This is a genomic window from Candidatus Hydrogenedentota bacterium (assembly GCA_018005585.1).
Classification (GTDB): domain Bacteria; phylum Hydrogenedentota; class Hydrogenedentia; order Hydrogenedentales; family JAGMZX01; genus JAGMZX01.
In genome coordinates this window covers 1-21,349 of the sequence record JAGMZX010000010.1, presented here as the reverse complement: position 1 = coordinate 21,349, position 21,349 = coordinate 1, and the positions used below count along the sequence as shown (strand labels likewise).

The window sequence follows — 21,349 nt, the reverse complement described above, 5'->3', positions numbered from 1 at the left end:
GGTTCGTTGGAAGAGGGCCATTCCAAATGAGTAACAGCTTCCTTGAAGTGCTTGCTGAGGCCGAAGAGAGACGATGGTGCTTCACGCCTTTCTGCGGCTGTTATGCGCCGCGATTTCGCAGCGCGGTCGAAAGCATCAATGACCTGCAGGCTGCCTTCGAGACTATGGACCTCCATGAACTGACTTCCCACGGGCGATGGTGCAACGCGGTGCGCATCGCGGCTATTGACCGCCGGCAGCGCTCGAATTCGAATAGCCGCTCGCGAGGCTTCTCGGACGCGGTGCGCACCGGGGCTATTCACTGCGGGCAGGCGCTGGATTGGGACAGCATACTTTCGCTATGGCTTTCGTTTGCGCGGACTCATGTTCGTTTCGCGGACCTCGTCTTCTATCACCTCGTCCGGCGTGTTCCTTGCCGCCGGGAAACGCGCAATAATTGGCTTGACACTTGTATTGAACTGGCGCGCCGCACGCAGAACACCTCGCTTGTGGAATCACTAATCTACGTTCTGGGCATAGAAATCATGCAGTATCCGGACATACTGAAGCATGCAATCACAGAATCCTCCAGGTGCGGTCTGCTGAGAACAGCCTTGGTCAAGGCGCACCTGAAGCCGTCGTTGGAGGACAGTCAACGGGAGCTGAAACACAAAGCCAGGGGACACAGCCTTTTCAGGTCGATACTCAACAATGATGTCGCCGCGGTAAGGGCGCAGATAAGAAAGGGCGCCTGCTTGTATGTTCAAGATGACGAAGGGCGAACGCCGCTCGAATACGCGAGTCTTCTGTCGCGCGCCGACATGGTGTCCATTATCGAATCTGCCCGTCCAGACCAGCAGGCGTGCTGGCTGCCATCCTGCTGGTGGTACCTGGTTAGAAGTTGACCTCGAAGAGACTCGCGACCATATGGGCATCCCTTATGCGCCCATGAATGGAATTGCCGCCAACACCGCGGATGACTCTTGAAGCACTTCCTCTGTGTCGGGCCACGGCGGTCCCTGCAGAACGCGCACGTGTTCTCCGCGGGGCGCCCATACTCTCGGGTCGGTCGGGCCGAAAATGGCGATAGTGGGGCAGCCGGCCGCGGCGGCGAGATGCGTGATGCCGCTGTCGTTGCCCACATACAGGCGCGCGCCCGCTAATACACGCGCCAATTCGACGAGCGGGAGGCCGCGGAGAGACGGACACTGCTCCGGCGGGGCGAGCGCTTCTTCCGCCGGTCCCAGGCACCATGCCACCCGCCGGCCTTGGGCGGTCAGGCTTTCCGAGAGTTGTTGAAACCGCTCCCGTGGCCAGTTCTTGTTCGGGCTGCCGCTGCCCGGGTGAATGACCACATCCTGGCCCGGCGCGGGAGGGACCCGCAACCGGAAGGGGGCGTGGCGCGCGTGCCCCAGGCGCTCGAGGTAATACTCGGAAGCATGGCGCGGCCAATTGCCTGGCGGCAATCCGGGGAAGCACGTCGCCTCTTTCACGCCGCAGTCCCGGAGACCCGAAGCGATCATGCCGTCGTCATCGCGCATCCAGACCACGGCTCGGTCAAAGCCGGACACAAAGCCCCGCAGTCTGGCGCTCGCCGTGCCCCACAAGCTGCCGAAGCCGGTCGCGTCCAGCGAATGCGCCCGCGCCGCCAGACCTCCGGCCACGGCGAGGCTCGCCCGTTCGAGCAGGCCTGCTACCTCGACCGTGTGTTCGGCGGCGAGGCATTCGAGGGCGGGGCAAGACAGGATGAAGTCTCCGACGCCGCCCGCATGCACCCACAAGATACGCATGATGTTTCCTGCTTTTCCTGATTCTGCCGTCGCGCCCCGGGCGTTTGGCCGGGCCCCGCGATGGGCGTCACGCGAACCCCGCCTCGCTCAGGTGGGACTTCAGGGTCTGCACGTCGCGGCGCATGTGTTCGAGGGCGGCCGTTTCATCGCCAAGGTCGTACTCGAAATGGATGGAGACGGGGCCGCGGAAGCGCGCCGCGCGCAGGAGACGAAGCATATCGGTGATAGGCACAATCCCGTCGCCGAGGGGCGTCCATTCGGGCTTGTTCCCTGCCCAGCGAAAATCCTTGACGGAGACCATCTTCGTGCGAGGCGCGATGAGGCGCGTCGTGACCTGCCAATCGCCGTAGGACCCCTCAACCATGGCATGACCCAGGTCGAAATTCGAGCCCAGATGCTCCGACCCCACCCTCTCCAGCAGATAATGCAGGTCCCAGACGGGCGCGCCCACGTTCAGCATGCCGCTGTGGTTGTGGTAGCCCGCCTCCAGGCCGTATTCCTCCAGCAATGAGGCCAGCGAGCGCAGTTTCGCCGTCAGGCTGTCCAGGAACGCAATCGGGTCTCCCGCGAAGGGATACCTGTGCCCCCCTACGCGCACATGCCGGATTCCCGCCCGCGCGGCCGCTTCCAGAACGGGCCGTGCGTCCGGGTCGTCTCCGTCGGCAATCCGCGTGGTGATCATGGGGACCTCAAGCCCCTCCGCGCGGATCGCCGCAACCGCCCGCGGCAGGTCCTCCGCGGCGCGCCCTGGCAGCACATGGCCGCCCTCGCGCACGGTCAGGTCGATTCCGTCAAAACCGAGGCCGCGCGCTTGCGCCGCAAGCGCACCGTACGCCGACAGGCCTTGTAGGTGTTTCGAAAACACGCAAACCACGGGCTGCCTCGCGGGCGCGTCCTGCGCGGAAATGGCGCCTGCGGCCGCGAGTGCGGCGGCAGACGCCCCGATGAAGCCTCGGCGCGACAAGCGCATTCCCATCGTCTTGCTCCTTCTCGCAATGATTCCGGAACGTCCCCTGTAAGAGACGCATCATAGAATCCCGGAAAGAGGCGTTCAAGAGTTTCGTGTGCCGTCCGACAGAAGAGGCTTCCTCGGTGGTCTGGGCGGGGCCGTCCCGGCACGACGCGGATACGCCCGCACACGCCGAAGACGTCTCCGGCAAGGGCTACACAAACAAAAATGCGGACCGGTCTGCTAGGGAACCGGTCCGCGCCATGGGGGAGAGAGACTGTTTGGGGTTAAGTCACATGTCCCGTCTGCTCTCAGAAAGCTAACGGGAGCCACGGCGCAGCGGTTGACGGCGGAGCCAGGCGAGGGGTACTTCGCGTCGAAGAAAGCTATTAATTCTAATAAAGAAGATAGCTGAGTTCTATTGAATTCCAGGGGTTGGATCATGTGTATCTGGCTATGCCTAAAGACGTTATCGCACGTTCCGGCCTTGCTTCCCCATAGGGCCTGTGCTATACTCGCGTCGCTCGGGGAGAAGCCTGCGGCAGACGCCGCCAGGGAGCCTCTATGGCCGACATACTGAGTCAGGACGAAGTCGACCTTTTGTTGAGCGCTGTCTCTGACAGTGAAGTCGAGACGGCGCCCGCTGTGCCGGTCCCGGCCGACATGCAGTTGACGGCCTATGATTTCCGGCGTCCCGAGCGCGTGTCCAAGGAGCAATTGAAGGGGCTGCAGAGCCTCTTCGACGCCTTTGCGCGGGAAGTGAACATCCTCTTTCCTCCGTTCCTGCGTACGGTCGTGCGGCTTGACCTGACCTCCCTGGACCAATTGACCTACGACGAATTCATTCTGTCCGTTTCCCGGCCCACATCCCTCACGGTGATCAGCATGGCGCCGCTGGACGGCACGGCGGTGATCGAGATGAGCCCGTCCATGGTCTTTCCCATTGTCGACCGGGTGCTGGGCGGGAAAGGCGCGACGCTGGCCGAGCCGCGTGAACTCACCGAGATCGAGGACCGGATTGGGCAGCGGATAGTCATGATGATGCTCGATTGCCTGAAACGGTCCTGGGAGCAGCTTATCGAATTCGACCTCTCCATTCTCCAGACGGAGAGCGACCCGCTGATCGTGCAGATTGTCGCCGGCAGCGAGATGGTGGTGCTCGTGGGGTACGAGATGCACGTCGGCGAAGCCGTCGGCACCATGAATATGTGCATCCCGCTCATGGTCATCAACCCGGTCCTGGACCAGATTTCGCAGCAGGCCCACTTCACGCGCCGCCTGTCGCCGGAGCTGTCTTCCGCTACGCGCGCCATTGTGGAACAAATACTGAGCCGGGCGGTGGTGCCGGTCGACGCAATATTGGGTCAGGCACAGCTAAGCCTGAGCGATATCGCCCGTCTCCAAGTGGGCGACGTGGTGCAATTGCACACTTCGCCCAAGGAGGCTATCGTGTTGGAAGTCGGCGGCTGCCCCGCCTTTCAGGCCCGCCCGGGCCGGCGGGGCGAACAGAGCGCCGTGCAACTCGTGTCTTTGGTGCGGATGTGAGGTGCCCGTGATGCAGTCTGCCGTGGCAAAGGTGGTGGCGGAACACCTGTTGAAGGGCGCGTTCGACGTGCTCGACGCGTTGCTGGCCAAGACGTTCCGCTTCGACGTGATGGGAGCGGACGCCCTGGATACAGCGGGCGCAGCGGGCTATCTGGCCGATTTCGGCGTCTGCATGAGTTCTCGGGTCGCCCAGGACGGCGGAAGCGTCGCTCTGTTGTTTCGTGTGGCGGACGCGGTGCAGATTGCCGCGCAGGTGCAAGGAGAGGCGCCGGTTGTCATGAGCGCGCTGGACGATGGGCAACGCGCCGTGCTCAGGGAAGTGGCGGAATCCGCCTTGGGGGGCGCGGTCACCTGCCTGCTGGAAGCGGCGGGCCGAACCATTGAGCGAATGGAGGAGACCCGCATCGAGGAGCATGTGGCCGAGGACGCGGCCGCGCTGCTCGACCATTTGGGCCGCGCCGTAACGGCCGCGCCGTTTTCGTTCTCCGCGGAGGGGACCAGCGGCTCGGGCGTGCTGCTCTTCAGTGATACGTTTGAGCAGGCGGTGCCTCCGAAGATGTTGGCCGGCGCCGCCGCGCCCAAGCCGGAGCCCACGCTAAGCGCGGAGGAAATGTCCGATATCCTCAGCGGATTCGGCGAAGCCGCGCTGCAGCCCCCGGGACAGGCCGCGGCCGCGCCGGTTACCCCGCCGAATATAGACATGGTGTTGGATATCAAGCTTGTCGCGACTGCCCGGCTCGGACGGATAGAGATGGCCGTTGGCGATATCCTTGGGCTTGGCCCGGGCTCGATCGTCGAAGTCGGCCATCTCATCGAAGAACCGGTCGAGCTGTTGATCAACGACCGGCTGATTGCCCGGGGCGACGTGGTCGTCGTGGATGAGAAGTTCGGCCTGCGCATCACGGAAATCATCAGTCCCAAGGAGAGGATCCAAAGCTTACGTTGACCACGACGTTACCCAATATGGATGAACGGGAATTATGGGTGCGCTACAAGGAGCAGGGCGACGACGCTGCCCGCGAGTGGCTCATCATGCACTATATGCGCGTGGTCCGGTTCATCGCGGGGCGCATGGCGATCCACGTGCCGTCGAATGTTGAAATGGACGACTTGGTGGGGTGGGGGGTAATGGGCCTGATCGACGCCGTCCAGCGTTACGACCACACGCAGGACATCAAGTTTTCCACCTATGCGTCCATTCGCATTCGCGGCGCGATCATTGACCAGATTCGCTCGCTGGACTGGGCGCCGCGCTCCCTGCGAAACATGGCGCGCAAAATCGGGGCGGCCCGCGAGAAGCTCCGGCACCAGCAGGGGCGGGATCCGTCCGCGGAGGACCTTGCGGAAGCGTTGGGAACGACGGTGCAGCACGTCGAAGAGACGGTGGCCCAGTTGCAGACGGCGCAGGTGCTCTCGCTTGACGAGTATCTGCCCGCCGCCGATGCGGAGGAAATCCGCAAGGTGCACGTTACGGGCGACGCCGCATCGCCGACGCCGAGCCAGTTGCTGGAAGCCAAGGAACGGCAGCAACGGCTCGCGGACGCGATTCTGGAGCTACCGGAACAGCAGCAAAAAGTGCTAAACTTGTATTACTACCGGGAATTGACGCTGAAGGAAATCGGCGTTGTGCTGGAAGTTACCGAATCGCGCGTGTGCCAGATACACAGCGCCGCGGTGAAACGGCTGCGCGAGGTCATGCGCGGAGAATCGTGATGCCCCAGCCGATCGACCCCTTTACCGAGATTGCGCGCGTGCATGCCGCGGAACGCATCCAGCAGGTCGCGGACCGGGCGTCGCTCGCGGCCCAGCAGCGCGCTCACGCGGCCCAGCAGCAGCAGCACGCCAACGCGGAGACGACGGTTCAGCAGACCGAGCAGAAAAGCGAGCAGGTGGACCGCGAACTGCGCCGGGCGAATCCCTATGTGGGCCGGCGGCGGCGCAAGCGGGAGCAGCGGGAGGGCGAGAATGCCCCGAAAAATGAACACAAACAGCCGCCGGCGGACATGGATGAGCACCAACTCGACGTGACGGTTTGAGTGCGCCGCGGGCGGCCGGCGCGATGAGGAAGGACGGGAGGAGATGCTGCAAACGCTGTTGATGTGGGCCTCTTTCGGCGTTGGCATCATCGGGTGCGCCAGTTTCGCGGTGCTTGTTGTCGCGTATGCGGCGAACGAACGCCGCCAACAGCAGCGCCGCCGCCAGACCGAAACCGACAAGGCCGAAATCACGATACTCTTCCAGACCATGCGCGACGTGGTGCGGCAGCAGAAAGACCTGGCCCGCCAATTCAATACGGACCTGGAAAACAAGATCGCCGGGGTCAAGCAGGTCCTCGCGCAGAGCCTTGAAAAGAATGTGCGTCTCTATGAGACGACGCAGACACTTGCCGACGAAATCGAGAGAGCGAAGGCGGCGCTGCGCGCCGTACAGCAGCAATTGGCGCAGATCCATCAGGCTTCGCGCGCCGCTTCAGCCCCGCCGCAGCCACAGCAGGATATCGTCGTGGAAGAATATGCCCGGAAGCAGCAGACGGGAGCGGCCCCGGCGCCGTCCCCGCAACCGGAGCGCGCTCTCGGTGCTGGTCACGCGGACGTCCCGCCCCACGAGCCCGAAACCATGAACGCCGCCGCTGCTCTGTCTGCCGTCATTGCGCAATTGCGCGCATCCACCGATGCCGATGCGGCGAAAGAGCAACGCTCCTTCGAGAAATGGGTTGGCGACGACCTGGAGGGCGAAACAGCGGCGGAACAGGAAACAGCGCCGCCCTCGTCGCCTGAGGATCGCGACGCCTCGCGCCGCGCCTTCCAGGCGCTGTTGAACATCGAACCCGCGGCTGCACCTGCCGTGCGCAGCGATGCGCCGCTGCCGCGGCCAGGCGACAACGGGGCGCACGTGCTCGCCCCGCTCCGGCAACGGGTCGTCGAGTACGACGCGGCGGGCATGTCCGTCGCGCAAATCGCGCGGGAACTTGGTATCGGCAAGGGCGAGGTGCGGCTGATGCTGAGTCTGGCCCGGCAGAAGCGCGTGTAACGCGCGCAGCCGAAATGTTCCCCCTCCCGCCGGTTGTTCCCATCGCGCGACAGCACGTGCTGGCCTCCGCGTTGCGGCCCGGTCAGACCTTCCACGCAACCGTGCACGGGACCAGCGCCGAGCCGGTCCTCTTGCTCGCGGGCGCACGCATCCCGCTCGAAAACGCAGCGCGTATCGTGCCCGGGCAGGCCGTGGAGGTGGAGGTTGTCGAGAGCGGCGCGGGCCTTGCCCTGCGCGTGACGCCTCATGCCGCCGCCGCGCAGGAGGCGCCGCCGGGCGCGGCGGACGCCGCGCTGCGCGCCGCCCTGACGGAAGCGCTGCGCGCGCTGGGCATGACCAGACACGCCGGCGCCGCCGAGGCCATTGCGCCGCGCATGCTTCCGCCGTCCGCGCCGGCGTTGCGCCAGTTGCTGGCGCTGTTTTTCGGTCGCGGCACGGCCGGCGCGGACTTGACGCGGATTCAATCCTGGATCGCGCAGGCCACGGCCGCAGGCGCGGCGCCGCCACCGGGCACGGAGGGGGTGCTGGGGTTGCTGGCCGCCCTTGCCTCGGGAGACGCGCGCGCGTTCGCGGCCGCGCTTGAGCAACTGGCGCGGGCGCGCAGTCCGGAGGCGCGGCTTGTGCAGTTCACGGCGGCGACGGGGGACGCCGGGCCGGAGGGGCTGGATGGACTGCTCTCCACGTATCTTGCCCGGCTGGCGGGACACGAGCCGCTCCGCCGGTTCCTTCGGTCACAGGGGGCATTGCGCTCCTTTGACGCGGCGGTGCAACGCGTGCAGGAACGTCTCGACGGCGCCGCCCTGCAAAACCTGCGCGGACTCGAACATCCCTACGTTTTTCTCGAGCTGCCGCTGCCGCCGGACGCCGGACTGCGCCACGCACAGGTGCATTTCATCGGCGCGGGACGTGGCCGTGGCTTCGACAAGGACAACGTCTTCATTGTCATTGACGTTTCCACAGAGCGCATGGGTGACCTCTGGGTTACGCTCGGCGTCGCCAGCGGCACCTGCCGCTGCGGTTTTCGCGCCACGGACCCCGACGCGGTCGAGGCCATCCGAGCGCATGCCCCCGAACTTGCGGAGGCGCTGTGCGCGGCGGGTTATCGGCGCGTCACGGTCGACGCTGCTTTGTGGGACGGTGACCGCTTGCGTGAAACCGCCGCGATCATGCGGCGCTTCGGCGGATTGGACTTGCGCGGATGAAAGCAAGGGAAAAGGAACCGGAGCGGCGGCGGAAGGCGGTGGCCCTGCGCTATGACGCGGCGCAAGACGCCGCGCCTCGCGTGGTCGCGAAGGGCACGGGCCTCATTGCGGAACGTATTCTCGAGCTTGCGCGCGAGCACGACGTGCACGTGCACGAAGACCCCGCGCTGGTTGGGCTGCTCGCCAAACTGGACATTGACGCGCCGATCCCCGAGACGCTGTACCGGGCGGTGGCGGAAGTCCTGGCGTTCGTATACCGCCTCAATAAGAGACTCGAGCCGCCGCGCCCACCCCGCCGCTGAGAAAACGGCATCGAATCCGTCACGGTCTCTCCGCGCCCGGCTTGGACGGTCTCTCGCGCCAGTCGCGGATCATCTGTCCGACCGCGGTCAGCGTTTCCACGTCGATGTCGCGCAGGCGCCCCGCATAGTCCGGCCCCGCGTCGAGCGAGAAGATGTTGCCGTATTCGACTGCGCCCAGATAGTCCTGGAAGATCTTGTCGGGCGGCAGGCAGAGCCGGTCGTGCCTGGGAAGCGAATAGAACCACTGCGCCCCGCCTTCGTGTTCCGGCAGAATCGGATAGGTGAATTCGGCGAGCAGGTAGCCTTTGTAAGACTGCTCCGCCTCTTTGTTGTATTCGGAAGCGGCGGCGTCGCCGATAGGGCCGGGCCGGCCCCGCTCGCGCAGGCATAAGCGCCCTGCGGGCGCGCCGTGATTGAAACCGACGAGGCAATTGGGCTGGAACTGCTCGACCCATGCCGCCGTGGCCTCGTGGTCGAGCCCGCCGTCTTCCTGGGCGTGGTCCATCCAGAAAAACTCGATGGGACCATATTGCGTGCAGAGTTCGCGCAGTTGCGCCTTCTTCAGCTCGGGGTTCTTGTTTCCCGGCCAGGTCCAGTCGCCTTCCGAGAAATAAAGCGCGAGCTTGAGCCCGTGCTTGTCGCATGATTGGCGCAATTGCGCCAGCACGTCGATGCCCAGCGGACTCTTCGTGACCTTCCAGTCCGTAGTCTGCGTGTCCCAGAGGCAGAAGCCGTCGTGATGTTTCGCAAGGAACAGGATGTACCCCATTTCCGCCGCTTTTGCCGCCGCGCACCACGGGTCGGTGTCGCAGCCCGTGGGATGGAAGAAGCTGACGTCCGTGACGCCGCGCGTCCACTCCTCGCCTGAGAAAGTGCTGAACGACCAGCAAATGAACATGCCGAACCGCAAGTCCCGCACCTGTTGCGCCCGCACCTCGTCGGGAAGGCGCACACTCGAAATTTCCTCCGCCATCGCGCCGGCCGGCAGACACGCCACGCAAATCCATTGCAGACAAAAACCTGCTTTCATATTATAGACCTTTCTTGCGCCGTTCCGTTGCGTCTACTCCGGGGAACGCTTCGGCCTTCGCGCTTGTATTTCTCCAGAAGGTTCTTGAGTTCCGCCACAATTTCCGGATGGTCCGCATACAGATTCCGGCGCTCCGCGAGATCGGCTGAAAGGTCGTACAGTTCGCCGGGCTGGTCGTGGGGCTGATAGCGCCGCTCCTGCTGGAACCAGTCCGGTTCCTTGTTGTCGTCGCCGGTGCGCGCGTCGATTAGTACCCAGGGGCCCTTTCGGATGGCGAAGCGGCCACTACAACTGTGGTGGACCGTCGCCTCGCGGATGGGTGCGTCCCGCGTTTCGCCCAGGAGCGCGGGGAGGACATTATAGCTGTCCTCGGCGGCATCGTCGTGCAGTTGCGCGCCGAGCAGTGCGGCCATGGTGGCCATGATGTCGGTGAGGCAAATGGTCTCGGCGCTCGTCGCGCCGGGGACTATGCGCCCGGGCCAGCGCGCAAGAAACGGCACGCGGTGCCCGCCTTCCCAGGTGTCGCGTTTGAGTCCCCGGAGCCCGTCCATGCTGCAATGCCCGTACTCCTGGATGCGCTTATAGGCCGAGTTTTCGGGGCCGTTATCGCTGGTGAAGACGACCAGCGTGTTCTCAGCGCGGAGATTACGTTCGAGCGCGTCGAGCACCTGCCCGACCGCCCAGTCCACCTCGACGACATAGTCGCCGTAGTCGCCGGCCCGGCTTCTGCCCTTGAACGCGGCAGCGGGCGCGATGGGCGTGTGCGGGGCCGTCAGCGGGAAATAGAGGAAGAACGGCCGCCCCGGCACGCTGTCCGCGCGGTCGATCCATTCGGCGGCCTTACGCGTGATCGCGGGCATGACGGCTTCCAGTTCCCAGCCGGGCTGCATGGGCCCGGGCCGTCCGAACATCCCCTCGGGTTTCATTTCGCTGGGTATGCTCAGCGCGCGGTCGTTCTCAATGAAGACATACGGCGGGAAATTGGGCACGTCGTCGCCGAAATAGTAGTCGAACCCGGCGGCGAGCGGTCCGCCCGCGACCGGCTTCGACCAGTCAAGGGACGCACAGGCAATCGCCTCTTTCGATTCCGGGATACCGCCGATGAAGGGCCAGTCCCAACCAAGGTGCCATTTGCCAATGCAGGCGGTGGCGTAACCGTGCTGCTTGAGCAGCGCGGGAAGCGTCAGGCGGTCCGGCTCGATGAGCGGAGGGTCCCATTCCCAGAGCACGCTCGACTGGAGGCGGCTGCGCCAGCAGTAGCGCCCCGTCAGGATGCCGTACCGCGTTGGCGAACACACCGACGCGGGCGCGTGGGCGTCCGTGAACCGGACGCCTTCCGTCGCCAGGCGGTCCAGATTCGGCGTCGGGATCTTTGAATCCGGATTCTGACATCCGAGGTCTCCGTAGCCCATGTCGTCGGCGAGGATGACAACGATGTTGGGTTTCTTGGCAGTCTCAGCGCGCGCGGCCGGCGGCAATCCCGCTGCGGCGAGACCCCATGCGGCAAGTTCGAGGAAAGCGCGCCTGTCGAGCATCGCCATAGGTGTGTCCTCACTCGTTCGGATTCTCAGCACGCCATAGAACGACCCGCAACTCGGCCTTCTTCCTCAATTTCGAGGGTGACCACCATTCTTCCGGTTCCTTTCGTCCCGTGGCCCGGCAACCTGCGCACCGGCTTGGGCGAGGCGCATCAAGGCTTGAGCGCGCCGGGGTTCAGGCGCGACTTGCAGCGGTCGCACTCGATGAATTCGCCCTTCTTGCCGAGGTTGAACACGGGGATGAAGAAGAACGTGAAGGCCCGCTGGACCACGCGCCGTGTGTAATTCTGCTCGCTGCCGCAAATGGGGCAGTGGAACCGGCCGCGCTCCTTCTTTTCCGTCTTGTCGTCAACGCCTACGATGAAGAACATCCGCTCGCTCCTGTTGCGGTCCAAGGTACACGACCGGCCAAATGCTTTCAACGCAATGCGCACGCATGCTATAAAGAAACTTCGCCGTACTGGACGACAGAAGGAGACGCGGATGAAGCTGCATCTTGACTCAGCCGAGATTTTCGTGCCCGATGGTTTGCCCGCGGACACGGCGCTGGTGCGCACGACGCACATGGCGTTTGGCGCACATCAGGACGACCTCGAGATCATGTCTTTCTCGGGGATTCTCGAGTGTTTTCAGCAGAACGACTTGTGGTACACAGGCGTCGTGGTTACCAACGGCAGTGGCTCGCCGCGTGACGACCTGTACAAGGACTATACGGACGCGGACATGCGCGCCGTGCGCATGCAGGAGCAGAAGAAGGCCGCGGTCGTCGGGGAGTACGCGGCGCAGGTCTTGCTCGACCACCCCAGCAGCGCGCTGAAGGACCCGGCGAACAAGGGCCCGGTCGAAGACATGACGGAACTGATCCGCCATGCGCGCCCCGGCGTCGTTTTTACGCACAACCTCGCGGACAAGCACGACACGCATGTCGCGGTTACGCTGCGTCTCATCGAGGCGATCCGCGCGCTCGCGCCAGCCGATCGGCCGTCCAAGCTCTTGGGCTGCGAGGTCTGGCGCGACCTGGACTGGCTCTGCGATGCGGACAAGGTGCCGCTGGACGTGTCCGCGCACGAAAACCTGCAAGCGGCGTTGCTGGGCGTGTTCGATTCGCAAATCTGCGGCGGCAAACGCTACGACCTCGCAACGATGGGCCGGCGCAAGGCCCACGCCACGTACTATGCCTCTCACGGCGTTGACGAGGCGGCGGGCCTGAACTTCGCCATGGACCTGACGCCCTTGATTACAACCCATGCGGACCAGCATCCCGGCGCGTTCCTCCAGCAATACGTCCAGCGTTTCACGGACGAAGTGCAGGGCCGTATCTCGAAACTGCTGGCATGACGAACGCATGGCGGGATGGCAGGTCGCCCCGGAATCGCGCGAAAACCGCGCAGGGAAACAGGTATACTGAATACACGAGACTTTGCGGCAAGATGCAACTCTACGGGAGTATCTAGTCTTGACGGATGCGCAGACGCAGCTCTTGAGGCGGGTTAAGGAAGTCGTGCTGGCCCTTGAACCGGCGGCGCAGGTGATCCTCTATGGCTCTCGGGTCCGCGAGGCGGCGGCGGAAGACTCCGATTGGGATATTCTCGTGTTGCTGGAGGGCGCGGTGGATGACTCAAGGACCGATCTGGTCCGGCATGCCCTCTACGAGATCGAATGGGAGACAGGTTCTGTGCTCTCATCGGTCGTGATGAGCACAGCGGATTGGAACGCGCCCCGCTTTCGCGTTACCCCCTTCTACCAGAGCGTGCAACGGGAAGGCGCGGTGCTGTGACGGAAGCCTTGGATGCGCTCATCGCGTATCGGGCTGCCTGCGCGGAGGAGGCAATCCGGGATGCTCGCGTCTTGGCGGAAGCAGGGGGATTCCGCGCTTGCGTGAACAGGCTCTATTACGCTTGTTTCTACGCGGTTTCCGCGGTGTTGATACGCAAAGGACTCAGTTCCCCGAGGCACACAGGGGTACGGTCTCTTTTCAATCAACATTTCGTGATGCCGGGTGTCATTTCCAAAGACGTTGCGGCGATATTCAACGACTTGTTTGAACGGAGGCACCAGGGCGACTATGCCGACTTCAGCGCATTTACAAAGGAGCACGTGATTCCCTGGACCGGGCAAGCGAGTGTGCTTGTGCGAACCGTGCTTGCGCGCGCAACAATAATAGATATCTGATTCAAGTGTCTTCTGCCCATTGCAGCAATGTTATTGCAGCGCCCTGCGCATTTCTTCAATGAGTTCGGCGACGAGCGCGCGTTTCCGCAGGAGCACCTGCGGATCGCGGGAGAACCCTACGAGACTAGGCACGAGTTCGTCGAAGTTGTAGACTTGCGCCGCGCGCTGAAGCAGCGCCGCATGCCCGCCCGTTTTTTCAAGACGCTTGCGAAGGTCCTGGAACAACATCAGGTAGTCGTAGTCCTCGATGCCGTCGCGGATGATCTCCCAGCGTATCGAGTTGACCGGTCCATCCGCGCCGGGATAGACGAGGAATCCGTCGCCGTTCACGGGCGTGGCGTCGAGCAGCGATTTCCACGGGTCCTGACCGGGCTCGGTGTAATTGACGTTCCAGTAGTGCATCCCGCGAATGCCGAGCACGGCGCACTGCCAGAACAGGATGCGATGCTCGATGCCCGCGAAATCGACGAAGAAATTGCCGTAGGGCCGGGGCGGCGCGTGGTTCACGTACGTCCAGACTTCGCCGCCGTCGAGGATTCGTTTCACGATCAGCCCGCTGTTCACCGTGTCGATGACGGGCAGATGTACAGCCCAGCGGTCGAGCGTTTCCGGCAGGAACGGGTCGATACCATGCGTGGTCACCATGACCGGGATATCGGGCGCGTTTGCCTTCCATCGCTCCATGGACTGAAGCAGCGCGGGCCAGTCCGCGTTTGACGGCTGCTGCGCGAGGTGGACGAAGGCGCCGCCGCGCAGGTTGTTGCGCGCGACGAAGGCATTGGCTTGCCCCAGCTGGTCCGGCGCGTTGGCCAGGGACGCGGGCACGCAGAACGTTGTGGCGCCGTGCTGGCGCAGCGACTGCAACCGCGTCTGATATGCCTGCAACCCCGCCGGAAAATTCGGCGAAGGCTCCGGCAACTGGGTCAACTCGCGCAGCGTGACGCGATGCTCCAATGCGTTCTCGAGATACGCGCGTCTGAGCGCATCCCCGCCGCCCCTGTCCAGCTTGTCCAGGCTGATCCCGAAATCCGTCTTGAGCCGCGCCGAAAGCGGCAGCGTGAAGTCGTACACGCGTACCTCGAGGCCAAACTCCAGCGGTTCCGGCCCGGCGTTCTGCACTTCAAACATGCTGCGGTACGTGCCCGGCGGCGTATCAGGGGACGCATACAAGGTGACCCACACGGGCGTGCACCGGCCCCCGGGCGCAGGGAAGCGCTCCGGTAGTCGCGGCAACGGGTCGGGCCATTCGCCAGTGGGCCCCTCGAAGTTGGAGGGGACCCGCACCGGTACATAACCGACGAGCGAGGCCGTCAGACACTCCGCCGGGATTCTTGCGCCGCCGTCCTCCTTGACCAGGTCCTGAAAGTGAATGGATACGTCGAACAGGTCGCGGCCTTCCGCGGGGCGAAAGACTATCTGAAACGATTCGTATTCGTTGCGCGCGAGGCTCAGCCGCGCGGTCGGGTCGATCTTGCCTTGCGGCCGCGGCACATCGTCACGGAAGACCTTTTCCAGCGACGGCTCGAACCACGCCGCCACCGCGCCGTCTGCGGCAAGCGTGCGGTCGAGCGTGCGCGCGCCCCGCTCCAGCGCGTACGGGGCGTCGGTCCACGCCTCGAACGCAACGGGACGGCGAGGCCCTGCTGCGAATTGCGTGTCAATCCCCCCATGAGGCGATGCTGTATCCTGCCCGAGCATCACAGGCTCGTCACCGCGGCGCAACTGCGCCAGCAATTCATAGGCGCCATCCGCGGGCGCGGTCCACGAGTAGGTGCAGCGAATGACACGGTCGGGGCTGGCACTGAACCGCTTCGTAGCCGGTTTCCAGACCCGCCCGTTCGCGGCCACGAGCCGCGCGTGGATTTCCGTCTGGTCCAGCGTCTTGACGGCGGCCAAGAGCATCACCAGCTTGCCCGAAGCGTAGTCGACCTGCGCGGCGAACTCGTCCGTGGCGAAATCAACGTGGTCGAGTCCCCGGACGAAGTTCAGCCGGCACTTGGTGGTCCAGGTCTCGCCCGGCTTGAGCAGACGCGGCACAAACGCGGCCTGGAAACCGCACAGGTTCTGGTCCGGGCCCCAGACGCCGAGGACCGAGTGCAGGTGGTCCGCGTCGAAAACCGCGTAGAGCGTTTCTTTCGTCGCGGGGTCCGTCACGGACACCCAGTTCCGCGCCATGGGGAAATACCCCACGCGCTCGATGCGCCGAACGCCCTCCAGCGTCGGCGCAATGAGCAGGTCCGTCTTCGATACCGTTCCTCCGACGGCCGTGTCGTTGCGTACCCACGGCGCCACCCATTGCTGCTCGGCGCCGCGGTTTTCAATCGTCCATGTAATGCGCAAGGACGTCTCGTTCGGGAACGCTTCGATCAGGCGCTCGACATGCAGGCCCCGGATGTTCGGACCGTCACAGTCGTAAGCGAACAGGATCGCGGGGACGCCGTCCGGCTGGGTGAGCAATTCCGTCTTTTCATTCAGGCGGCGGTTCGGCACGTAGTAACTGCCGACCCCAAAACCCTCCAGCAGCAGACCATTTGGCCCCGCATGGTTAACAGGGTTCGCCAGCAGGCCAAAGTCTTTCAGAACGCCGCCCGCGGGCGGGATGCCCAGCCGCAGATAATGGCCTTCGACCTGGACATCTTCCGTGATGGGCGTGGCGGCAGCAGTGCCCACCAGCAAGACAGCGGTCAACAGTCCGAGCCCTTCAAGGCGCACGTGTTTTATGCCATTTGTTCCTTTTATTGTCGGTATTTGTTTCTTAATATTGTTGAACAGGGGAGATTTCAAGGCGACACCGTACATCTTGGACCTCAACTGATTGGGCGTAAATAAATGAATTTAATTGTTAATAAATGAAAACAGCCATAAACCGGGATCGTCAAGCACAAATGCCGTACCTGTCTTGCCGGTACGGTCCAAACGGCAGGATTCAAGGAAGCGTATCCGCAGCGGGACAACGGGGCGCTCGTGGACCGTTATCGTCACGCTTCCGGGACGCACGGTCAGGTCCATCGGCACGCCTCGATAACGAAGACGCCGCACGGTCAATTCAGGCAAGGCCTGCGGCATCCGGGGCCGGACTTCCAGGGCATCCGGTCCGGGTCGCAGTCCTGCGAAACCATAGACGATGATGGCGGGCAGCAGGCTGCTCTCGTAGAACTCGCAATCGACGCCGATGCCGCCCGCAGTGCCGCCGCCTTGGAGTGTGGCGCCTTGCTTCCCGTCCGCGTAGAAAGCGCGATAACCGCCCGCTGCCCGGACCTCCTTCTCCCAGGCGAGAATCGCGGCGAGGCGCTGCCAAGCGTCGTCGGGCCCTAGAACGCGCAGGCGCGCCCAGAGGTCGTAAAACGTAAACCCGAGTACGGCGCCGCCGTCCTGAACCTGGCCGCCCCACGGGATAGACTCAGGGGCTGTCCAGCCTTGTCCGTACCATTCGAGATTGCGCCGCGTTGTGGCGCGGGGGCCAAAGCGCCAGTGGTAGATGTCGTCGCCGGTGCTGGTGTCGCCCGGGACAACGCGGCGTCCGCTGAGCCAGTCCATGATCGCGGCGGCGTGCTCTTCGGTGGCGAGGTCATACCAGATGGCGTCGAGGTTCAGGAATGTGAACCCGAAGTCGTAACGGTTCCCCTCGGCATCCACGCATGCGGCGAACCGGTTCGTGCCGGGATTCCAGAACACCGCGTTTGCCTTCGCTCTCACTTCGGCGGCGTGTTGCCGCAGGAACGCGGGGTCCATCGCGTCCGCGCCGGCAGGGATGCCCCAGCCCGGATTGTTGCGGATGGCCTCCTCAAGTTCCGCCAGGCGCAACGTCGCGGCGTAATACTGGTATGTGGCGTAGAAGTCTTCGCCGCCGAAGGGGAGGATGTCCCAGTAGTTGTTGCCGATGCCGTGCCCGGGATGCAGCGTGAGCTTGCCCTCCGCGTCCTTGGTCCAACCGGGCAGCCCGTCGTGTCCGGGCCAAGGATTGCGGATGAGGCTATGCTCGATGCCGCCCATGACGGTTTGCTGATACCGGAGCGCGGTGCGCATCCGCCCGACGTTGCGCCGTAGAAAGTCGAGATCGCCCGTCCACCCGAAATAACAGGCGCTGGCGATGACAAATATCGGATTGTTGATCGTGTGGCGCGTGTCATACGCGGTAAAGAAGGAATCGATATCAAGCGTGACGCCGGTCTCGCCCGGCGCGGGCGCAATCCGCACGCGGGAGATCCTCCCGTCCCACAACGGATGCTCGTGCATGGCGAGAATCGAGTGGAAACGCCCTTCGCCGGACAAGGGCGTGCGTTCCGGGTAGAAATACACGCGGCGGTCTTCGCCGAACGAGGTGTCCCCATCGCGCAACCACTCGATGTACGGCGTCGCGAGGAAGGGCGGCGTGCCCGAACGGCTCCAGCGCAATTGCAGGAAAGGCGCATTAAACGCGTCGAGGGGGAATCCGGCCGGGGACGTGAGCGTAGCGGCGGGTCCTGCCGATACGAGCCGCCACGTGTTGTCCACGATGCCCTCGGACTGGAGTTCGTGCAGCTCCCACGCTCTTACGGCGTTGTCGCCGCAGTAGGTCGCGTCCTGCCAGTGCCGCAGCGTGTCGCCCACCCAGCCGGGCACCCGTTCGAGGGGCTGAAAATGCCAGCCGAACGTGAGCCCTCGCACCCCTTCCGGCCCGTTTCCGCTCAACGTCCACATGGGAAAAGGCCAGCCTCGGTCATGCGCATGGGAGAAGTGCTGGTGCGTGTCCACGTAGCCGTCGGCGTCCATCTCGATTGCGAGCAGGTGGCCGCGATGTGTTGCCTGGATCGTCTGGTCCGTGCCCCGCGGTATCGCTCCGTCCAGCCATGCGTCTGCGACAAGCAGGTATTCCTTGTTGAACAGGGTGGGACCATTGCCGAGCCGGTGATAGAAGTGATACCACAGAAACCGGCTCAATAATTCGGCTTGCTCTTCGTGTCCGGCGAACTCGAAGCGGGTGAATTCCGCGGGCGGCTCGGGCGTTTCCGGCGCCTGGGCAAGCGCTGTCCGTGCGCAGGCGCACAACAAGACCGCCACCGCGCAAGAGAAGAGCAGGTCCACCCACGTCTTCATACGCCCCTTCCTTTACACGAGTAATCTTCGCATTCATGTGCGGCAGTCGCGGCCATGCCGGAAGCGCTGCTACCGCCCGTGCGGTCCGGGGACGGCGCGCAAGTGCCTCAATTCCCGGGAGGGGTCTGGCCCCCGTATTGGTCCAACTTCTCCTGTACCCCCGCGAGTTCGGGGTCCAGCCGCCGTGCCTTGCGCCATTCCGTAACCGCGCGGTCCACGTCTCCATTGAGCAAATAGGCGTCGCCGAGATGGTCGCGCAGTATGGCGTCGTCGCCCTCCATGAAGGCGATGGCGCGTTGAATATGCTCGACGGCTTCTTGTGCCTTGCCCTGCCGGTAGAAAACCCATCCCAGGCTGTCCAGGTAATAGGGGCTTTCGGGTTCCTGTTCGAGAGCGCGCCGGACCAAGGTCTCGGCTTCGTTAATCTTCACCCCATGTTCGGCATACAGGTATCCGAGGAAGTTAAGGACCTCGGCATCATTGGGCGCGCTTTCGAGATAAGCCTTGAGATGCCGCTCCGTGCCGTCAAAGTCGTCGAGTTCTTCGCAGGTGACGGCAAGCGAGTAATGCAGGTCCTTGTCCGCGCCGAATTCATTGAGCACGCCGCTCAGTATGTCCTGGGCCTCCGCATAGCGTTCCAGGACCATCAGGATACGCGCGCGCAGCGCCAGGAGCGTGCGCGAGCGCACACCCGTGGCGCTGAAATCGTCCAAGACCTGCAGGAGATAAGCGGCGCACTCTTCCCGGCCGAGATGACGCAGCAACTCGGCCAGATACAAATCACAGTCGCCATCGAGGCTGCCTTCGATCTGGTCCAGCGTTTCCAGCAGCGGAATCACCGGTTCGCCGCGATCGCGCCGGGCGACCGCGCGCAGAAACGACGTCAGGAACGGCGCATCCTCGGCCGGCATGTACCGTTCGGCTTCGCGCGGCTGACCGGAACGCAGCAACACGTACATCAGCGCGAGGTGATGCTCCGCCTCCGCGCCGGCGCCCTCAACAATACCCCGGAGTATTTCAATTGCTTCTTCATACTTGCCCAGCCTCGTCAAGCCGTACGCCAACTGCTCCAGCGCGTCCGGGTCTCCCGGGCGGCGGATCAGGTAGCGGCGCAGGTGCGCGACCGCTTCGTCCAGGCGGTTTTCATCGAGGCAGACCAAGGCCAGCACGAGCCGCGCACGGACAAAATCGGGTTTGACCTCGACCGCCCGCTCCAGCGCTGCGCGCGCCGCTGGCAAATCGTTCATCCGGGCGAGGTTGACGCCTAATTCGAAGTGGAATAGCACCGAATCCGGGTCCAGTGTGACCAAGCGTTCGTAAATCTCGACGGTCGCCACAAGGTCATTCATGTCTTCGAGAAGCTTGGCGAGGGCACCGTAGTTCTGCACGTTCTCCGGGTCGAGTTCGATGGCCTTCGAGAACGCGCCCGCGGCGTCGTTGTCCTGGTGCAATTGATGATAGATCTCTCCGAGCAGGATCCACAGCTTGGCGTTGTCCGGCGTCAGCCGCGACATGTGTTCCGTGAATTTCAGCGCATTCTGGTAATCCTGGCGCTGCAGATACGCGCGGATAAGGCGCAGCGTTGGCGCGGGCGCTTCCGGATCGAGCATTGCCGCCTGGCTCATCTCTTCCAGCGCTTCGTCTGCGTTGCCCCGGCGTTCTTCGTACAGCGCGGTGAGGTAATGCGCGTAGGCCCGCGCCTGGTCGTTCGGTTTGAGCGGCGCGGACTGGAAAGCGGTTTCATTCGTATGCAGCCCGGTCAACGAACAACAGCCGACCGTCACGCTCAGATGGAGCAGGGTAATCGGAAGGATCAATTTCATCTACGCTGCACCTCGTCGCCCATGCCCGCCAGCGCCGCGGTTGCGGCGGCGTTGTTTAACGGCGCGAAACTCCTGCGATGCGCCGGGCACGGCCCAAACGCGCCCAGCGCCTCGAGGTGTTCCCGCGTGCCGTAACCTTTGTGCCTGGCGAATCCGTAGACCGGATATCGCATATCCAGTTCCATCATGATCCGATCTCGCGTGACTTTCGCCACGATGCTGGCCGCCGCGATAGAGAGCGAACGCTGGTCGCCTTTCACGATCCGCTTGTGCGGCCATATCGTGCCCGGAATCGCGAACCCGTCTACCAGCAGAAAATCCGGGGACGTTTCCAACGCCTGCGCCGCCTGCGCCATGGCCATGTAGTTGGCCTGCTGAATGCCGATGCGGTCAATCGTTTCCGGCGCGACAATCGCCACGCCGATTGCGTGCGGGCCCGCGCGCAAGGTCTCGTAAAGTGTTTCGCGCCGCTGCGGCGTCAGGCGCTTCGAATCGTCCACGCCAGGCACCGGCTCCGCCAGAATGACTGCTGCCGCCACGAGCGGCCCGGCGAGCGGCCCGCGCCCGGCCTCGTCCACGCCCGCTACGCGCAAGAAACCGTTCGCATGCGCTTCCGCCTCGAATGTCCACATGGAATTGAGGCGGGCCGCTTCCGGGGAATCCAGCGTCTGTCGCGTGCGCCGTGCCATGGCACGCACACTCTACCTTGCCTGCGGCCTGATTGTAAAATAGACTTGCGGAATATGCGCGTGGTTTCCGCGGAGAATACGGCTCCGGAGACCGCGCGGAGCGCCTGCGGAGACCGTTCAGCATTCATCCCTTGAGCGCGTCCGACAGGTTTCCCCCCGCCGCGTCGAGGCGGCGCGCCGCGTCCCGCGCGTCGATGCCCGTTCGCGCCATCAGGATGGCCACG

Annotated in this window: 20 protein-coding genes; 11 read left to right on the top strand and 9 right to left on the bottom strand. The window is 64.0% G+C overall.

The genetic code is table 11. The features are described from left to right. Positions 1–26 precede the first annotated feature (26 nt). The gene (locus KA184_03165) at positions 27–884 is read left to right on the top strand and encodes a hypothetical protein (protein ID MBP8128554.1); all 858 of its coding nucleotides are present in this window, start codon (positions 27–29) and stop codon (positions 882–884) included. Positions 885–917: 33 nt separating this feature from the next. Here the strand turns inward: KA184_03165 and KA184_03160 are convergent, their stop codons facing one another. Further along, complete coding sequence (locus KA184_03160; GenBank protein MBP8128553.1) at positions 918–1,769, bottom strand: glycosyltransferase family 9 protein; 852 nt, start codon at positions 1,767–1,769, stop codon at positions 918–920. A 67-nt stretch (positions 1,770–1,836) separates the two neighbouring features. Further along, entirely contained in the window at positions 1,837–2,745 is a 909-nt protein-coding gene (locus KA184_03155) for a sugar phosphate isomerase/epimerase (GenBank protein ID MBP8128552.1), read from the bottom strand. Positions 2,746–3,282: 537 nt separating this feature from the next. Here KA184_03155 and fliM point away from each other — a divergent pair. Genes fliM through KA184_03120 form a run of 7 tightly spaced genes read left to right on the top strand, consistent with a single transcriptional unit; the run spans position 3,283 to position 8,797 of the window. Next, entirely contained in the window at positions 3,283–4,263 is a 981-nt protein-coding gene (gene fliM / locus KA184_03150; protein ID MBP8128551.1) for a flagellar motor switch protein FliM, read from the top strand. 7 nt (positions 4,264–4,270) lie between these two features. Beyond that, a complete protein-coding gene (locus tag KA184_03145) occupies positions 4,271–5,209 on the top strand; it encodes a FliM/FliN family flagellar motor switch protein (GenBank protein ID MBP8128550.1) in 939 nt (312 codons plus the stop codon). Between the two features lie 17 nt (positions 5,210–5,226). Then, positions 5,227–5,976, top strand: a complete 750-nt coding sequence (locus KA184_03140) for a FliA/WhiG family RNA polymerase sigma factor (protein MBP8128549.1) — start codon at positions 5,227–5,229, stop codon at positions 5,974–5,976. Then, positions 5,976–6,299: a hypothetical protein gene (locus tag KA184_03135; protein MBP8128548.1), complete on the top strand. Its 324-nt coding sequence runs from the start codon at positions 5,976–5,978 to the stop codon at positions 6,297–6,299. Before KA184_03140 ends, KA184_03135 begins: the two co-directional genes overlap by 1 nt. A gap of 43 nt (positions 6,300–6,342) precedes the next feature. Further along, a complete protein-coding gene (locus tag KA184_03130; GenBank protein MBP8128547.1) occupies positions 6,343–7,293 on the top strand; it encodes a hypothetical protein in 951 nt (316 codons plus the stop codon). 14 nt (positions 7,294–7,307) lie between these two features. After that, positions 7,308–8,495, top strand: a complete 1,188-nt coding sequence (locus KA184_03125) for a flagellar hook-length control protein FliK (protein MBP8128546.1) — start codon at positions 7,308–7,310, stop codon at positions 8,493–8,495. Beyond that, positions 8,492–8,797 carry an EscU/YscU/HrcU family type III secretion system export apparatus switch protein gene (locus KA184_03120; GenBank protein MBP8128545.1) on the top strand — a complete coding sequence of 102 codons (306 nt, stop codon included), beginning with the start codon at positions 8,492–8,494 and terminating at the stop codon, positions 8,795–8,797. The genes KA184_03125 and KA184_03120 overlap by 4 nt, the downstream gene beginning before the upstream one ends. A 19-nt stretch (positions 8,798–8,816) precedes the next feature. Here KA184_03120 and KA184_03115 read toward each other — a convergent pair whose 3' ends face one another. From KA184_03115 to KA184_03105, 3 genes are all read right to left on the bottom strand, one after another. Continuing rightward, the gene (locus tag KA184_03115) at positions 8,817–9,827 is read right to left on the bottom strand and encodes an alpha-L-fucosidase (GenBank protein MBP8128544.1); all 1,011 of its coding nucleotides are present in this window, start codon (positions 9,825–9,827) and stop codon (positions 8,817–8,819) included. Next, entirely contained in the window at positions 9,824–11,362 is a 1,539-nt protein-coding gene (locus KA184_03110) for an arylsulfatase (GenBank protein MBP8128543.1), read from the bottom strand. Before KA184_03110 ends, KA184_03115 begins: the two co-directional genes overlap by 4 nt. 155 nt (positions 11,363–11,517) lie before the next feature. Next, positions 11,518–11,736: a zinc-ribbon domain-containing protein gene (locus tag KA184_03105; protein ID MBP8128542.1), complete on the bottom strand. Its 219-nt coding sequence runs from the start codon at positions 11,734–11,736 to the stop codon at positions 11,518–11,520. 112 nt (positions 11,737–11,848) lie between these two features. On the opposite strand from KA184_03105, the gene KA184_03100 reads away from it, so the two are divergent. The 3 genes from KA184_03100 (at position 11,849) to KA184_03090 (ending at position 13,537) form a co-directional block, all read left to right on the top strand. Then, a complete protein-coding gene (locus tag KA184_03100) occupies positions 11,849–12,703 on the top strand; it encodes a PIG-L family deacetylase (protein MBP8128541.1) in 855 nt (284 codons plus the stop codon). Positions 12,704–12,821: 118 nt separating this feature from the next. Further along, complete coding sequence (locus KA184_03095; protein ID MBP8128540.1) at positions 12,822–13,142, top strand: nucleotidyltransferase domain-containing protein; 321 nt, start codon at positions 12,822–12,824, stop codon at positions 13,140–13,142. Then, complete coding sequence (locus KA184_03090; GenBank protein MBP8128539.1) at positions 13,025–13,537, top strand: HEPN domain-containing protein; 513 nt, start codon at positions 13,025–13,027, stop codon at positions 13,535–13,537. Before KA184_03095 ends, KA184_03090 begins: the two co-directional genes overlap by 118 nt. 30 nt (positions 13,538–13,567) lie before the next feature. Here the strand turns inward: KA184_03090 and KA184_03085 are convergent, their stop codons facing one another. The 4 genes from KA184_03085 to KA184_03070 form a co-directional block, all read right to left on the bottom strand. Continuing rightward, positions 13,568–16,249: a DUF4091 domain-containing protein gene (locus tag KA184_03085; protein ID MBP8128538.1), complete on the bottom strand. Its 2,682-nt coding sequence runs from the start codon at positions 16,247–16,249 to the stop codon at positions 13,568–13,570. Between the two features lie 123 nt (positions 16,250–16,372). Then, positions 16,373–18,613 carry a hypothetical protein gene (locus KA184_03080; GenBank protein MBP8128537.1) on the bottom strand — a complete coding sequence of 747 codons (2,241 nt, stop codon included), beginning with the start codon at positions 18,611–18,613 and terminating at the stop codon, positions 16,373–16,375. Positions 18,614–18,720: 107 nt separating this feature from the next. Beyond that, on the bottom strand, positions 18,721–20,436 hold the full coding sequence (locus KA184_03075) for a tetratricopeptide repeat protein (GenBank protein ID MBP8128536.1): 1,716 nt from the start codon (positions 20,434–20,436) through the stop codon (positions 18,721–18,723). Beyond that, a complete protein-coding gene (locus tag KA184_03070) occupies positions 20,433–21,125 on the bottom strand; it encodes a ribonuclease HII (GenBank protein ID MBP8128535.1) in 693 nt (230 codons plus the stop codon). The genes KA184_03075 and KA184_03070 overlap by 4 nt, the downstream gene beginning before the upstream one ends. Positions 21,126–21,349 lie beyond the last annotated feature (224 nt).